The sequence below is a fragment of the Aureimonas fodinaquatilis genome (assembly GCF_008369445.1).
Classification (GTDB): domain Bacteria; phylum Pseudomonadota; class Alphaproteobacteria; order Rhizobiales; family Rhizobiaceae; genus Aureimonas; species Aureimonas fodinaquatilis.
On sequence record NZ_VTWH01000005.1, the window covers coordinates 227,967 to 242,534 of the forward strand.

14 protein-coding genes are annotated in these 14,568 nt (G+C 59.2%); 6 read left to right on the plus strand and 8 right to left on the minus strand.

Annotation, left to right across the window (positions count from 1 at the left end; all coding sequences use genetic code 11):
• Positions 1-14: 14 nt before the first annotated feature.
• Entirely contained in the window at positions 15-1,445 is a 1,431-nt protein-coding gene (locus tag FPY71_RS17215) for a DUF6513 domain-containing protein (protein WP_149301612.1), read from the plus strand.
• Positions 1,442-2,020, plus strand: coding sequence for a DUF447 domain-containing protein (locus FPY71_RS17220; RefSeq protein WP_149301560.1), 579 nt, complete (start codon positions 1,442-1,444; stop codon positions 2,018-2,020). The genes FPY71_RS17215 and FPY71_RS17220 overlap by 4 nt, the downstream gene beginning before the upstream one ends.
• Positions 2,021-2,105: 85 nt before the next feature.
• On the opposite strand, the gene FPY71_RS17225 is transcribed toward FPY71_RS17220, so the two are convergent.
• The 8 genes from FPY71_RS17225 to FPY71_RS17260 form a co-directional block, all read right to left on the minus strand.
• Positions 2,106-3,125, minus strand: a complete 1,020-nt coding sequence (locus FPY71_RS17225) for a hydantoinase/oxoprolinase family protein (RefSeq protein WP_246160686.1) — start codon at positions 3,123-3,125, stop codon at positions 2,106-2,108.
• Between the two features lie 298 nt (positions 3,126-3,423).
• The gene (fae, locus tag FPY71_RS17230; protein ID WP_149301562.1) at positions 3,424-3,933 is read right to left on the minus strand and encodes a formaldehyde-activating enzyme; all 510 of its coding nucleotides are present in this window, start codon (positions 3,931-3,933) and stop codon (positions 3,424-3,426) included.
• A 282-nt stretch (positions 3,934-4,215) separates the two neighbouring features.
• Entirely contained in the window at positions 4,216-5,052 is an 837-nt protein-coding gene (locus FPY71_RS17235) for a triphosphoribosyl-dephospho-CoA synthase (RefSeq protein ID WP_149301563.1), read from the minus strand.
• On the minus strand, positions 5,052-5,957 hold the full coding sequence (locus FPY71_RS17240) for an ATP-grasp domain-containing protein (protein WP_149301564.1): 906 nt from the start codon (positions 5,955-5,957) through the stop codon (positions 5,052-5,054). The genes FPY71_RS17235 and FPY71_RS17240 overlap by 1 nt, the downstream gene beginning before the upstream one ends.
• Before the next feature lie 5 nt (positions 5,958-5,962).
• Positions 5,963-6,931, minus strand: a complete 969-nt coding sequence (mch, locus tag FPY71_RS17245) for a methenyltetrahydromethanopterin cyclohydrolase (RefSeq protein ID WP_149301565.1) — start codon at positions 6,929-6,931, stop codon at positions 5,963-5,965.
• Complete coding sequence (locus FPY71_RS17250) at positions 6,928-8,052, minus strand: ATP-grasp domain-containing protein (RefSeq protein WP_149301566.1); 1,125 nt, start codon at positions 8,050-8,052, stop codon at positions 6,928-6,930. Before FPY71_RS17250 ends, mch begins: the two co-directional genes overlap by 4 nt.
• Positions 8,049-8,951 carry an NAD(P)-dependent methylenetetrahydromethanopterin dehydrogenase gene (locus FPY71_RS17255; protein WP_149301567.1) on the minus strand — a complete coding sequence of 301 codons (903 nt, stop codon included), beginning with the start codon at positions 8,949-8,951 and terminating at the stop codon, positions 8,049-8,051. The genes FPY71_RS17250 and FPY71_RS17255 overlap by 4 nt, the downstream gene beginning before the upstream one ends.
• A gap of 23 nt (positions 8,952-8,974) precedes the next feature.
• On the minus strand, positions 8,975-9,952 hold the full coding sequence (locus FPY71_RS17260) for a beta-ribofuranosylaminobenzene 5'-phosphate synthase family protein (protein WP_246160687.1): 978 nt from the start codon (positions 9,950-9,952) through the stop codon (positions 8,975-8,977).
• Between the two features lie 153 nt (positions 9,953-10,105).
• Between FPY71_RS17260 and FPY71_RS17265 the strand changes: the two genes are divergently transcribed.
• The 4 genes from FPY71_RS17265 to FPY71_RS17280 are packed head-to-tail and all read left to right on the plus strand — an operon-like array spanning position 10,106 to position 14,482.
• A complete protein-coding gene (locus FPY71_RS17265) occupies positions 10,106-11,161 on the plus strand; it encodes a molybdopterin-binding domain-containing protein (protein ID WP_149301569.1) in 1,056 nt (351 codons plus the stop codon).
• On the plus strand, positions 11,161-12,783 hold the full coding sequence (locus tag FPY71_RS17270) for a formylmethanofuran dehydrogenase subunit A (protein ID WP_149301570.1): 1,623 nt from the start codon (positions 11,161-11,163) through the stop codon (positions 12,781-12,783). The genes FPY71_RS17265 and FPY71_RS17270 overlap by 1 nt, the downstream gene beginning before the upstream one ends.
• Positions 12,780-13,688 carry a formylmethanofuran--tetrahydromethanopterin N-formyltransferase gene (gene fhcD / locus FPY71_RS17275; RefSeq protein WP_149301571.1) on the plus strand — a complete coding sequence of 303 codons (909 nt, stop codon included), beginning with the start codon at positions 12,780-12,782 and terminating at the stop codon, positions 13,686-13,688. Before FPY71_RS17270 ends, fhcD begins: the two co-directional genes overlap by 4 nt.
• Positions 13,685-14,482 carry a formylmethanofuran dehydrogenase subunit C gene (locus tag FPY71_RS17280; protein WP_149301572.1) on the plus strand — a complete coding sequence of 266 codons (798 nt, stop codon included), beginning with the start codon at positions 13,685-13,687 and terminating at the stop codon, positions 14,480-14,482. Before fhcD ends, FPY71_RS17280 begins: the two co-directional genes overlap by 4 nt.
• Positions 14,483-14,568 lie beyond the last annotated feature (86 nt).

Sequence of the window (14,568 nt, forward strand, 5' to 3'; positions counted from 1 at the left end):
GCGGTCAGGTGCAGATGCAGGGGCCGTTTTCGGGGCAGAAACTGCTTTTTCTGACTGGGCATCTTGCCTTGCAGCGTTTGCACAAGGTGCTTGCCGAATTGCCGGAGCCGGATTTCACCCACACAGTGGTGGATATTGGCGTTAAAGTTGCAGCGCTGATGACCGGCGAAATCATTGAACGGCGGCTGCCTCGACCGGTAGACGCCACGCTGGTTGTTGTGCCGGGTCGTTGCCGCGCCGATCTCGACCGTTTGGCCAGGCATTTCGGCCTGCCTTTTGTGCGCGGGCCGGACGAGATTGCTGACTTGCCGGAATTTCTGGGCCGCAAAGGGGGCAAGCCGGATCTGTCGCAGCACGATATGCGCATTTTTTCCGAAATTGTGGATGCCTCTGCGTTGACACCGGGCGAAATCTTGCGGCGCGCGCTGGCCATGCGGGCTGCAGGCGCGGATGTTATCGACCTTGGCTGCCTGCCGGATACGCCATTTCCGCATCTCGAAAAGTCAATCGCCCTTTTGAAACAGGCGGGGCTGACTGTCAGTGTGGACAGTGCCGACCGCAATGAGCTGCTGCGTGCCAACCGCGCCGGGGCGGATTATCTTCTGAGCCTGCATGAGAACAGCCTGGACGTGGCGTTGGAGGGAAATGCGGTTCCAGTGCTGATACCGGAAGAGCCGCGCGACCTGGACTCTCTGCTGCGGGCGATGGACAAAGCGGAGGCAATGGGGCTGAATTTCATTGCAGACCCGGTTCTTGACCCGATACATTTTGGTTTTTCCGCATCGCTGGCACGCTATCACCGCTTGCATGAACTGCGTCCGGGCGTCGATGTGATGATGGGGACGGGCAATCTGACAGAGCTGACGCAGGCCGACACGTCCGGCATTACGGCAATGTTGCTGGGTATTGCCTCGGAACTGTCGATTAACAATCTTCTGGTTGTCCATGTCAGCGCGCACACAAGAGCAACTTTGCAGGAACATGACCTCGCGCGGCGCATCATGTTTGCTGCAAAGGCGGATGGCGCATTGCCAAAGGGCTATAGTGCGGGCCTTTCACAGGTTCACGATATCAAACCCTTTGCCAACACCTCTGCCGAAATTGCCGAACAGGCCGCCATGGTTCGTGATCGCAATTACCGGATCGAAACTGCGGAAGACGGCATTCACCTCTACACGCGGGGCATGCATGTGGTTGAGCAGAACGCGTTTGCAGCTTTCCCGCATCTTGAAGTCAAGGATGATCCTGCACATGCCTTTTACCTTGGAGCAGAATTGCAGCGGGCTGAAATTGCCTGGCGGCTTGGCAAAAGATTTGCACAGGACGAGCCGTTGAATTTTGGCGTGGCAACACCGGAGGATGCGCAGGAAGATCGCACGAGGCTGGCAGAAGCGGGGCACACCTTGAAGGCCGGAAAAGACAAGTCCGGGAAGGATGAGGCATGATCCGCGAAGTGATTTTGACCACGGTTAGCAGCGCGGGCGAGGCACATATCGCACCTTTGGGATTGGTGCAGGCGCACGAGAGTGACAACCGCCATTGGATCATAGCGCCGTTTGCGCCATCCCGAACACTCGACAATATTGCAGTCAGCCGCATTGCCATTGCCAATTATACCGATGATCCGTTGATCTTTGCCGGATGCCTGACCGGGCGCAAGGACTGGCCACTAACGTCCGTGCCGGGTGTGGCAGTGCCGAGGCTGAGTGCGGCGCTGGCGCATGATGTGTTGCAAGTGGAGGCGGTGGAAGACCACGCACAAAGGCCGCGCTTCACCTGCGTCATTGTTCAATCCGCCACGCATGCACCGTTTACGGGCATGAACCGGGCGCGCTCGGCGATATTGGAACTGGCAATTCTGGTTTCACGGCTGCACATCCTGCCAAAGCAAAAGGTGCAGGCGGAAATTGCCTATCTATCAATCGGGCTGGAGAAAACCGCCGGCCCGAACGAGCAACTGGCGTGGCAATGGCTGATGGAGCGGGTGAACGCATTTTACGGCACAGATGGCCTGAAGTGATCTTTCAATCAGGTCAGGCAATCCGACCCTTTGATCTGACGTCTCGTCTTGCCGTTGAGATGATCATGTTTCAACAAGAAATGCTTCAGGTCTGGATCGCTGCCAGCGCTACAGCCGGCGCGGCGCGACTGGCCGCTTCCCGCAATGTGGCCCGGCAGTCTGCAAGATCCGCAAAATCGACGACGCCCCTGTCCAGCCGCGCTGCCAGACGGCGCAGCAATGGTCTGCCGGAGCCCGCCAGGATCAATGGTGCATCTGCTGCAATGTCCCCGCGCGACAGAACCTGCAACGCCGCATCGTGAATTCGGCGAAGCTGCGCTTCGGCAAAGGCTCCGGCAACAGCGGTCCATTCTTCCGACGTGGCATCATCCGCGTCATGGCCCAGCATTCGCGCCAGCCTTGCACGGCTTGCTGCCTGTGATTTGTCCCGCCCGTCGGCGCTGGGCATCTGGTCGTCTGTCTCGTCAAAATTGCCGATCAGCCTCTGTGCATCGGCCATGGTGGCAAAATGTTCTGCCATAACCGGGGCAGCCCTGCCCCTGAATGGCACATTCAGAGCAACAGCCATCAGGCTGGTGCGTGTAAAGCCCTGATAAACCAGCTCTCCAGCCGCCAGCCGTTCAGCATCCGTGTAGCCGATGTTGCAGATTTGCCCTCCCGAAACCGGCACAATGTCGGTGGTGGTGGAGCCCATATCCACCAACAGGCCCTGTTGCAGCCTGCTGGCTACCAGTGCGGCACTGGCATGCCAGTTGGCGGAACCAACCAGCGCGGCAAACTCTGTTGCCCTCTGTGGCGGAACAAGGCCCTTTTCACCCGCATAAATCGCCAGATCCGGGCCCAGTCGCCTTTCCAGGCAATGCGTCAGCTGCTGCACACCCGCCAGCCGGTCAGGAAAAATATCTGCCAGTTCGCCGGTCATTGTCAGCCTGTGAGCTGCCACCGGGCCAGTCTGTGCAAGAATGTTGGTCAGGGCGGTTTCAAGATGGTCCAACCCCAGCCACAAGGGGGAGGGCTCCTGCCAGACTCCGACAATTCTTCCTTCGTCATGCAAGGCGGCTTTCAAATGCGCGCCGCCGACATCCCACCCCAATCGTCTTGTCATGTCCCCCCAACCCGACAATTCGCAATCGTCGCAGCTTACATCAGCCCTTCGCCGCCGCATACCGCATTACAGAGCCTGTCAGGTTATCTTGATCACCCTGACAGGCTCTAACTCCTTGTTCTGTCGCATTGTCCTAAGTTGACGCAATTTCGCTTCAACCGGAAATGCTCTAAAGGGGCCATTGCGGCCCCTTTTGTGGTGGTTGAATGGCAATCTACTGATAGCCAAAAATGGCGGCCAATCGCCGAAGAAGCCCGGCCTTCATCGCCGGTTGCTCTTCCACGGGATGGTCTCTTGTCTAGGCACCGGCAAACGGATGGTGCGCTGCGCCCTTCTGCGACACAACTTCAGCGGCAGTTGGCTTGCCACTGACCGCCCGTTCAATGGATTCAAGCGTCGCGCGGTAATTGTAATCGCGAATTTTGGCGTCATCCTCTGCCTCCCAGTGGATGAACACGCCAACGCAAATGAACAGATCATCCGCCTCATCTGCCGGAATGATGCCCTTTTCCACCGCATCTGCCACGGCGCGTGCCACAGCGGTTTGTGCCGGGCCAAACATCTGAACTGCCTGTTTGGCGCCCTTGATCGTAACCTTGTTGAACATGACGGTGTTTGGCTTGGTGGCCAGATTGGGTGCAATCACCGCCAACAGCGATGTGAATCCATCCTTGTTGTTGGTCAGTGAGTTGCAGAAGGCGATTTCAGCGGCTGAGCCGCGTGGGCCGATGATGAGGTCGATATGCGCAACTTCGTTGCCCTCGCCCACCAAAGACTCTCCCACCAGCACTTTGTTGATTTTTGCCATGATCAATTCCTCTCCCTGATTAAACTGTTTTTCGCATGCCCATGGCCGGGTTTTCCCAGCCAGATTCGTTTCCGGTCCGGTAAAGGCCGAATATGCGCTGCAAGAGTCTGTCGTATGGTGAAGCTGTCATGCCGACCCCCGCAACCCGGCCGCATACCGGCCTGGCTTTTGACTGCCCTTGTTATCGGCGTCCCGCGGGGGACCGGTTTGCCGGACAGTTGCATTGAGACTGACCCTACTGATTGCGCCAGTCAATCCTTTTAAGCAAAGATATCTCCTTAATCAGAAGGGTTTGCCGCAAATTCTCAGCAAGTGCGCTGCAAAAACAGTTGCAACTGTCAGATCAGCCGAGGTGCCTGGGTTGATGCCGCGCGCCTTCAGGTCCGCGTCAAATGCCAAAAGAGCGCAATGGCGGGTTTCAGGATCAACCGTCATGACCAGTTTTTCATGAAACCTGCGAAACTCCATTTGTATCGCCTGGGCTATGTCCGGTCCAAATTTGCGCTGGATGTGGCTGTCATGAAACCGCCCGGCAAAACCAAGGTAAACCCGCAATACGTCTGGCAAAGCATCTGGCGTGGTCAGGTCTGTCATGCCCTGCGCAAAAACATCATCAAAGTCATTGCAATATTGCGCAGCAATTCTGTCACGCCCTGCGGCCAGCGCCATGGCTTGCAACAGGCTCATGCCGGGTGGGTGACGCACGTCCTGCTCGGCCACCTGACCCAGACCGCCGGGGGCTGCCAGCGCAATCGCCTGAAAGGTCAACGTGGCGTCATCCATCGTCAGGTCCTGCAGCACTGCATGCAAGGAGACTTGCAGAGACGTGGTGTCTGCGCGCTCTGCTGCCATCGCCAGGGGCGCACACAGCAGCAAAATTCCAAGATTGCTGTTCTGTCCCACAGTCTGCTGCGTGGCGGCCACCGCGCCCAGGATCCGCTGCCCCAATGGTTGGCCCGGCGCTGTCACAAATGGAGCAGAAGCTGCCGCACTGGCTGTAAAAACCGCCACATCCATGCCGTGACCAGCCGCAAAGCGGTGCACATTGCCGGGTTTGAGCACATCCAGTTCAGACTGGCATGCCGCAATATATGCGGACTGAATTTGCGCTGCCAACATCAGACGGCACGCGCAAAAGGCGAAATGCGCGCAGGCAGGTTGGCTATCAGGTCCCCTGCACGAATTGCGGCTATGTCTATGCCGGTGGCGCGTTGCAGCCCCGTCCAGGCGGGCATCGAGTTGACCTCAATCACCTGTGCGGTTCCGTCCACGCCCTGCAGAATGTCCACTCCGCAAAAACTGGCGCCAACAGCCGCTGCTGCTGCCACTGCCAGCCCGCTCATGTCGGCATCGGCAGTTATGGCCACGCCTTGTGCCCCCTGCTTGATATTGGTGATCCAGCTTGCCGAAGAGCGTCGCATCATGGCCGCCACCACCCGGCCGTTGGAAACCATGAGGCGATAGTCGCTCCAGAATCCGTTTCGGTGGCAACCGGCAAATTCCTGCAGATAGTACACGCCGCTGACAGCGTCGGGTTCCGGAAGGTCTGCGGATGTTTCAACCAGAGCAATGCCCTTGCCCTGCGCGCCGAACAGCGGCTTCAGAACCAGAGGCACGGGCGACTGACGCAGAAAAGCTTCAGCTTCTGCCCGCGTTTCCACCACCTTGCTGCGCGGAGATGGAATTTTTGCCTGCGCCAGAAGAAAGCTGGTCATGGATTTGTCCGTGCAGCATTCCACCGCCCGCGCAGTGTTGGAAACCGGCACGCCCAGCGCTGACAATGCGTGCAATATCGACAAGCGGCGGGTCACGGCTTCAAAGCTGCCGCCATTCATCGTGCGCAGGCAAACCGCATCCGGCAGCTCTTCGCCAAAATGCGGCAGAACCAGCCCATGGCGCGCAGTGCTGTCAAATGCCACATCGGCCAGTTCAAACATAAGGGCGTCTGCGTTTTGCGCCGAAAAAGCCCGCACGAGCTGGCGGGCATGGCGGTCTCTGCTGGCAGACAAAAGGGCAATGCGCATTGTGCTTATCCAAACGAAGCGTCGATCAGGCTGTCATTGATAGCGCCCGAATGAAAGATTTCACCTGTTTCCAGTGCTACGACGGCAACCTGCGAAGGCGAAAACAAGCTTGGATCAATCTGGTAAAAATCGCCCTTGTATTGCCGGAAGATTTCGGCGAACGGCCGGCCATAATCCTTGCACTGGCTGCTTGGTAGATTCTGCGCCAGCCGCTCGGCTTCAGATGCCGGACCCGTCACATGCAGGCAAACCCGGCCGCCATAAATTACTGCATCATTGGTGCGGCCCATTGCGGTGATGAAATCGGGATGGGGCGGGGGAAGCGGCGCAGTGCCAATGCCTTCCACTATATTTGCCAGCTCAAACCCGAGTTCGTGGGCCTTGTGCAGAGCCACCTCCACCACCCTGGCAACAATTTGCACCATGCCCGCAAGGCTTTGTGTGGGCGCGTAAAGAATGGTCAGGTTAACGGGCTCTACGCCGCAATCCTGACAAATGCGCCGCACCAGATCGGCAGGCGGGGGGCTGGCCGTTTCCAGAACCAGCGCGGCAGTGTCGCTTTCATCCCGGTAGCCGAGGTCCTCAAACAGGGTTTCGCGGCGGGCCAAAGCGCGGGCCGGGCCGGAACCCATGGAAAAATAAGGCTTGGCACCAGCATCGCTGGTCAATTGCCAACCGGCATACTGGCTGGCAAGGCATGCCAGTACCGGGCTGGATGTGCGAACAGTCACGCCAAACGGAAATTTGCTGACGCTGCTGGCCGCATCCAGAGTAACGTCGGCCAAGCCGCCCAGGCAAATTTCCGCCAGCCGACGCCCGGCCTCTATACTGCCAAGAACGCTCGCCCCGGCATCAACCAGCTTTTCACCCTCGGCACCTTCGCCAAGGCCAATCCGCAATTGGCTGGCGTCCTGCCGCATGCGGTCAATCAGGGCCTCAACGCCGCGGTTTACCGAGTAATGGCCGTTGCTCATGCTGCGCTCCTTTGCAGGGCGGCAAGCAAAGTCACCTGCCGTTCGGTAAACAGTTGATAGAGCTGGCGTTCGTCGCAGTCCGCACCTGTGGCCTCTGCAACAATGGTGCAAACCGGCTCTCCCGACGCAATTCCTGCGCCGGGGCGTGGCAGATCTGCCGCCCATTCCGGCCACATGAAATTCTGCGGCACAATGATGGGCTGTTCTGCCCACAGCAGTCCGCTGGCGCGGCGGGGGCCGATGGGTGCTGGGAATGCTGTACCCTTGCCATGAAAGGCAGCCATATGCCGTTGAAACAACGGATACTCGGCATTTTCAAACACATCCAGCGTTGCACCCGCCCGCGGGTTGATTTCCAGAAGCACAGGCGGTTGGCCCTCGGTGATCAGAAAGTCTGCGCTGCACAGGCCCAGAAGCGGCATGGACTGCGCAATGGCTGCAACAGCGGCAACCAATTCATTTTCCTGGGGCAGGTTCAGCGGGCCAAGCGCGCCGCCATAGCGGTAGGGAGCCTCTGCAATTGGCTGGTTCCATTGCCGCGTTAACCCAAGCGGCGATATGTGACGGCCCATGCCGATCAATCCGAGCGAAATCTTTTCACCCGGTAAAATCGGCTGAAAGTAATAGCCGTTGGCATCCTTGACAGTTTCCGCTGGCACAATGTGGCTGCCGCCTGATCCGCCCATTTTTTTGGCCAGCCAACCAGTGGCTGGTCGGGGTGGCGCCAGCGCGGTTGGCGGATGAGCAATGCCGGCTTGCCTGCACAAAAGGGCAAAGGCAGCGGGGTCTTTCAACTGCCGAACGGTGTTGGCGCAATTGCCCAGAATCGGCCAGCGCTGGCCGATTGCATCCAGCAAATCCGGCCGGTCCTCAAACCCCGCACCATAGACAAAGCCCAGTGGCTCCCTGCCAAGCGCCAGCTTTTCCAACGTGTCCAGCAGCGCTTGCGCGTCAAATCCGTCTGGGTAATGGCCGGTCAGCAAGGCGCTGACGGCGCAATACTGCCCCAGGTCAAGGTCGTTGAAAAAATCGACGGCCAGCGCGTCATAGCCGGCCAATTGGGCCGAGCGGGCAATCTGTCGCGCCGAAAATGCAGCAATAAGAACGGAAGGACGCGTCATTTCTGGCCGACAATGCCTCTGGCAAAGGCAAATGCATCACGAAAATCCAGAACCAGCGGCTTGTCCGTTTTAATCATCCGGCGAAACAGGCCTGATTCGGTTTTATATTTTATATTGCCAATCGCCAGCGCTCCAATGCCGACGGCTTTGGTGCCTGGCAGTTCCTTGCCATCATCCGTGGCCTCCACCCCTTCAATCCCGCTGGGCGGTACGGCATTGACATCTGCGGCCACCAGAAGGTCGGGCGCGCTGGCCAGCTCTGCGGCAGAAAGCACCCGAATGCCTGCTTTGGCGGCTGTCAGCACGATATCGGCATCTTTCAGGATGGCGGATTTTTCGTCCGCATTGGCCGCGCTGGCTGCGTGTACATCCGCTTTGAAACGTTGGCGCATTTCCTCGGCACGGCCAGCAACGCGCGTCACCCCGTCATGCCCCGCCAGCGTCACCCTGGCGCCCTCAAGCGCGGCAATGACGGCTGAGCAATAGCCAACAACGCCCGTTGCGCCAAACACAGCGATGCGGGCCTGATCCAGCGTGCGCCCGGTCTGTGTCTTCAACTGCTTTTCCACACAGGCCACCATAGCGGCCGCGGTTGTGAATGACCCGGACGGATCGGCAAAAACATTGATGGCAAAGGGCGGCACCATGGCCTTGCGTGCTGCATCCATCATATCCAGCGCCAGCACCGCATCATTGCCGCCGATAAACAGGCTGGTGGAAACACCCCATTTGGGTGGGCGGGAAAAAATTGCGTCCTGCACAAGGTCTTCCACATCGGCAAGCTCAACCTGTTCGTAAGGGATTATCACCTCGAATCCTGCGTCCGCGGCCATGTTCACGTCGAACGGGCTGATATGCCGATGCGGCGTCAGCATATGAAGAATCTTTTTCTCACTCATGGAATGGTCCTTAACCGAAACACTCAAGCCGGAGTCAGTTGGGGCAGGGTTTCAACGCTTGCGCCGCTGCTGCGGCCTGAAACAATTCGAATCTCAAGATTTTCCGCGTGGGATTCCCTCAGCAAGGTGTCCACCCAGTTTTGCGCGATCTTCTGGCTGGGAGCAAAGGCAAAGCCGGTTGGCCCCCACGAGCTCTGGCCGCTGCCAAAAGCGCCCAGTGCGTCCAGTCTGCCCATTGTCTGCGCCACGCGGGCACTGGCAAAAACGCCGCCTTGCGCCGGAGCGAAATAGGCTCCTGCCAGTCGCTGAATATCAAACACGGCACTGCCAAAGGCGGCAATGTCCTGTTCTGCCAGCGCAGGCAGAAGCTGCATCAGCGTCAAGCGGCAGATTGTCTGGGCTGCACTTTCAGGAAAGCGGGGAAGCGTCGCAAATGCGGCAATTTCCTTGGCGCCATGGACGCCAGTTGAACCATGGTCCAGCACCAGAATGACCCGCCAGTCGGATGGAAAATCCTGAGCAGCAATGATTGGCGGCAATCGTGTATCGGGACCTCTGCCACCATCGACCAGAAGCCCGCCGGTGCGAAAAAACGCTGCACCAAGGCCAGATCGCGCTCCGCGCTCCAGCACCATCGCGTCCTCTGCCGCATTCAACGGCAAATGGTGAAGGCGGCGCAGTGCCTGCGCAACTGAAAGCGCCATCTGTGTGCCGGAACCCAACCCGGCATGGGCCGGCAATGCTTCCTCGACATGCAGGGCATATGCGCCTTCCAGTTGCAGGGATGCCGCCATCTTAGTCAGGTAATTTTCAGCGCGATTTGCCTGGGAACCGGTCACCTGCGTTCGGCCATGCTCGGAAAATTTCAGCGTCAGACGCGTTTGCGGCTCTGCCAAAGCAAGGCCAATTCCACCGAATTTTCGGCCTAAACCGCCATTCAGGTCCAGAAAGCCCAGATGCAGGCGGGCGGGCGCTGTAACGCGAACGACTTGTGTTTTCACGAGTGCTCCTGCAATCGCGTGCCCGTTCGCAGTATGTTGCAAAACAACCTGTGAGCCAAGAGGTATTGACAACATTGCAGTGCAGCATGGTTTTCGCTTTAAAAGCTGTACTGGATCGGGCTAAAAACATGCGGGTGCCAGAAAGCGGGTCGTTTGGGCAAGGCTTATATTGAGGGTACAGCCGCTGCGCTCGACGGGGCGTTATCGCTGGCAGCGTCGATGTTGTCACAGGCCCGCCAGCCGCTTCTCCTGCTGGGCGCCGTGGATGTGCCCGCCTGCCGCGCGGCCATTGCGCTGGCAGGGCGTTGCGGCGGCGTGGTCGACCATGCAAATTCGGCTCAATTGTTTCCATTTTTGTCCGCCCTGCGAGAGTGCGGCATGATTTCCGGGGTGCCGGCGGAAGTGCGGCGTCGCGCCGGACGTCTGTTGCTGATTGGTGCGGACGCACTAACACACTGGCAAGAGCTTCCGGCGTTTCTGGCAAATGGTTTGCCGCAGCGTACAGCGTTCTGGATTGGGCCGCCGAACATGCTGCCGGATTTCGGCTCTGGAGTGGATGTGCATTGCATTGCCTGCCCGCAGGACCGGCTGACAGAAGCGCTTGGCATTTTGCGGGCTGCGTTGTCAGGGCGGCCACATGGCGTTGGCCCATTCGCACAGGGCGAGGTTGAACGGCTCAAGACATTTCTCGAAACCGGCGATTTTGGCGCGGCCATCTGGTCAGTGCCGGAAACGGACGCGATTGGCCATGAAATGGCAATGGGTCTGGTCATGGATTTGAACAAGGTCGCTCGCTTCACGGCGATGCCGGTTTTCCAGGCCGATCAGGCCTATTCGTCAGCGTTGGTTGCAACCTATGCCACGGGATTTCCGCTGCGCGTTGGCTTTGCCAGTGGCGATGCGCGGCACGACCCGTGGGCTTTTGCCGGCGACCGATTGGCTGCCACTGGCGAATGCGATCTGATTGTTTCGATCGCGGCAGGCATGTTGCCCCGGCGGGCCGATATTTTGCTTGCAGCAGCGCCGCAGGCGAACGCCGCCACTGTCGTGCTGCACTGCCAGGATTTGCAGCCCGGCAGTGTGCAATATCGCCGGGAACTGGCCAGCTTTGCCGCAGGGCCGCGGGAGCCAGCGTCTTTGCCGGAGCTGAATTCTCTGTTGCATGAGATTGCCAACCTTCTGCCGGCCAGACAGATGGAGGCTGTGTGATGCGGTTGTTGCTCACAGGCGGGCGGGTCATCGACCCCGCAAATGGACGCGACGAGATTGCCGATCTGATGGTGGAGGATGGCCGCATCGTTGCCAGCCTGACCGGAACACCCGACACGGTGGTTGATTGCACTGGCCAGATTGTCATGGCTGGGGCGATTGACATTCACGCGCATATAGCAGGCGGCCATGTCAACACAGCGCGTTTGCTGCTGCCGGAATTCCACCCCGCGCACCAGCCCCGACCGCCGCTGACACCGCTGGCGCAAATTGGCTGGACCACAGGCGAAACCGGCCTGCGTTATGCGCAGATGGGTTTCACGCTGGTGGTGGAACCCGCCACGGGCCCGTCCAGCGCGCTGCACGCACATCTGGAACTGGCAGATATTCCGATCATTGACCGTGCCTGTCTTGTGGTTCTGGGCAATGACGAATTTCTGCTTTCTCTGTTGCGAGACAAGGCGAGCAACAACGAAATTGATGACTATGTCGCCTGGCAGGTTTCTGCCGCGCAGGCGCTGGGTGTCAAATGCATCAATGCCGGCGGTTCAGCCGCGTTTAAAGCCAATGTGCGCGCCTTCAGCTTCGATGATGAGGTGCCTGGCTACGGCCTGACGTCGCGGCAGATTGTCAAGGCGTTGCAGGGCAGTGTCGAGCGGCTGGGAATTGCCCATCCCCTGCATGTTCATTGCAACAATCTTGGCGTTCCCGGTGCAGGGCAGGACGCGGTCATGGCAACCATGGCGGCGGCGGAAGGTTCGCCCATGCATCTGGCCCATATCCAGTTTTATGGTTACGGCACAGAAGGGTCGCGCGGCTTTTCCTCGGCGGCAGCGCGAATTGCCGAAAAGGTCAACACTACGCCGGAAATTACCGTGGATATTGGGCAGGTGATGTTCGGGCCAACGGTCACCATTTCATCTGACGAGCTGCGGCAGTTCGCGGGCAGCGCTTTGGCTCGCCCACACAAAAGCATCCTCCTGGATGGCGATGCCAATGGCGGCGGCGTTGTGCCGATGAATTATCGAAAGGCGAGCTACTACAACGCACTGCAATGGGCGATCGGGCTGGAGCTGTTTTTGCTCATCAATGATCCATGGCGGGTGTTTTTCACGACGGATCATCCCAACGGCGCGCCATTCACCGCCTATCCCGACCTGTTCGCTCTGCTGATGAGCCGGGATTTACGACAGGAATGGCTGGCCGGTCTGCCTGACGCTGTGCAGAAACGCACTGCCCTTGGCGAGCTTGGCCGCGAATACAGCCTCACCGAAATTGCCACGATGACACGGGCCGCACCTGCGCGCTTGTTGGGCGTGGCGGATCGCGGCCATCTTGCTGCCGGGGCTCTGGCGGATATTGCGGTTTACCAGCCCCAGGCCGACATTGCCGCATTGTTTGCCCGTGCGGCCTGTGTGGTCAAAAATGGCGAAGTTGTCGTGCGCGATGGCGCGGTCGTGCATCGACGGCGCGGGCGCACGCTGGCGCTATCTCCCCCGCGGGACCCAGCCATGGTGAAGCGGCTGGAGGCCTTTCACGAGCAGAAATTTGGCCTGCCGCTGGCATGGTTTGAAGTCACAAAATCTGCCTTGGGGGATGATGTGCTTGAGGCGGCATCATGAGCGCAACTGTTCGAAATGGCGTAACCATTGATGATACATTTGCCGAGGCATTTCCAATGCGCGGCACCGCGCTGGTGGTCACGGCATCCAGCCATGACTGGGCGCTGGAAGCGGCGCGTTCCTTTGCCGGCTTTGCAACATCGGTCATAGCCTGTGGCTGTGAGGCCGGCGTGGACCGGCTTTTGCAACCGGATGAAACGCCAGATGGCAGGCCCGGCCTGCGCATATTGCTGTTTGCCATGGACACGAAAAGTCTGGAAAAGCAACTGGCAGTGCGGCTGGGGCAATGCATACTCACCAGCCCCGGCTCTGCCTGTTTTGCCGGGTTGGAAGGCGAGGCACCCTTGCCGCTGGGCAATGCCATCCGCTATTTCGCCGATGGCTGGCAGGTTTCCAAAAAATTTGGCGGGCGGCATTTCTGGCGGTTGCCGGTCATGGACGGCGAGTTTCTGTGCGAGGCGACAACGGGCCTGACCAAACAGGCGGTGGGCGGCGGCAACCTCCTGATCATGGGCGAGACAGCGGCCAAAACCCTCTGCGCTGCCGAAGCCGCGCGGGATGCCATTTTGACCGTTGAAGGCTGCATCATGCCGTTTCCCGGTGGCATCGTGCGCTCTGGTTCCAAAATCGGCGGCAAATACAAGGGCATGATTGCATCAACCAACGATGCCTATTGCCCGGTGCTGAAAGGAGCCACGACAACGGCGCTCAGCGCGAATATTGAGTCGGTGCTGGAAATCGTCATCGACGGGCTGACTGCCGAGCGGGTTGCCAGCGCCATGCGCGCGGGGCTTGAAGCCATTGTTGCGCTTGGACCGCAGAGCGGGGCCGTGCGGGTTTCAGCAGGCAATTACGGCGGCAAGCTTGGGCCGCATCATTTCCACCTCAGGGAGTTGCTGCCGTGAGCCGTTTGACCCTGACCTTGCGAGGTGAGCCACCGGAACGGCTGGACCTCTCACATTTTGTTCCGCAAAATCTTGCGGGATTGAGTGAAAGCGAAATTGCGCATCTTCCCGTTGGCACCACAAGGCGCAAACTTTTGGCTGGCGACGTTTTTGCCATTGCCATGGGTGATTGTGAGGCCATGCTACTGGCCGGTGGTTCTTCTTTGTACGACCGGGTGGGCGAGGGGATGGCTGCCGGAACCCTTCATGTTGAAGGTGATGTCGGGCAACTGGCCGGACGCCGCATGACGGGCGGACATTTGCATATACACGGCAACGCGGGGCCCTTTGCCGGTTCGGGCATGAGCGACGGCCTGATCACCATCGGCGGCGATGCGGGGGATAACCTAGGCGGGCCAATGGCGGGCGAAATGGCCGGAATGACTGGCGGTGAAATATCGGTTGGCGGCAATGCCGGGCAGCGTGCGGGTGACAGGTTGCGCCGGGGCGTTATCAGCATTGCGGGCGTGGCTGGCGATTATGCAGGCGCGCGGATGATTGCCGGAACTCTGGTGCTGGCGCATGCGCCGGGTGTCGGAACCGGGCAATTGATGAAGCGCGGCACCATAATCGTCACGCAAATGCATCTGGCTTTGACAGCCACCTTCGTGGACAATGGCCCGGGAGAATTTCTGTTTCTGCCGATGCTGGCGAAGTCGATCAGCGGCGCCTGGCAGTTCCCCATGCGGATGCGGCGCTTTTCCGGCGATATGGCTGTTCTGGGTAAGGGCGAGGTTTTGTTGCCCGTTGAATAGACCGCTTCAGGTCATCATTGCACGGCCTGAAGCTATCCAACTCACTGCCTTAATGCCGTGTCTGGCCGTCAAAACGCTTCCGGGTC

Coding starts and splice junctions, on each gene's coding strand:
- FPY71_RS17215 (WP_149301612.1), top strand. CDS start 15: ATGCAGGGGCCGTTTTCGGGGCAGAAACTGCTTTTTCTGACTGGGCAT.
- FPY71_RS17255 (WP_149301567.1), bottom strand. CDS start 8,951: ATGAGTGAGAAAAAGATTCTTCATATGCTGACGCCGCATCGGCATATC.
- FPY71_RS17225 (WP_246160686.1), bottom strand. CDS start 3,125: ATGACAAGACGATTGGGGTGGGATGTCGGCGGCGCGCATTTGAAAGCC.
- FPY71_RS17235 (WP_149301563.1), bottom strand. CDS start 5,052: ATGTTGGCAGCGCAAATTCAGTCCGCATATATTGCGGCATGCCAGTCT.
- fhcD (WP_149301571.1), top strand. CDS start 12,780: ATGAGCGCAACTGTTCGAAATGGCGTAACCATTGATGATACATTTGCC.
- fae (WP_149301562.1), bottom strand. CDS start 3,933: ATGGCAAAAATCAACAAAGTGCTGGTGGGAGAGTCTTTGGTGGGCGAG.
- FPY71_RS17240 (WP_149301564.1), bottom strand. CDS start 5,957: ATGCGCATTGCCCTTTTGTCTGCCAGCAGAGACCGCCATGCCCGCCAG.
- FPY71_RS17220 (WP_149301560.1), top strand. CDS start 1,442: ATGATCCGCGAAGTGATTTTGACCACGGTTAGCAGCGCGGGCGAGGCA.
- FPY71_RS17270 (WP_149301570.1), top strand. CDS start 11,161: ATGCGGTTGTTGCTCACAGGCGGGCGGGTCATCGACCCCGCAAATGGA.
- mch (WP_149301565.1), bottom strand. CDS start 6,931: ATGAGCAACGGCCATTACTCGGTAAACCGCGGCGTTGAGGCCCTGATT.
- FPY71_RS17250 (WP_149301566.1), bottom strand. CDS start 8,052: ATGACGCGTCCTTCCGTTCTTATTGCTGCATTTTCGGCGCGACAGATT.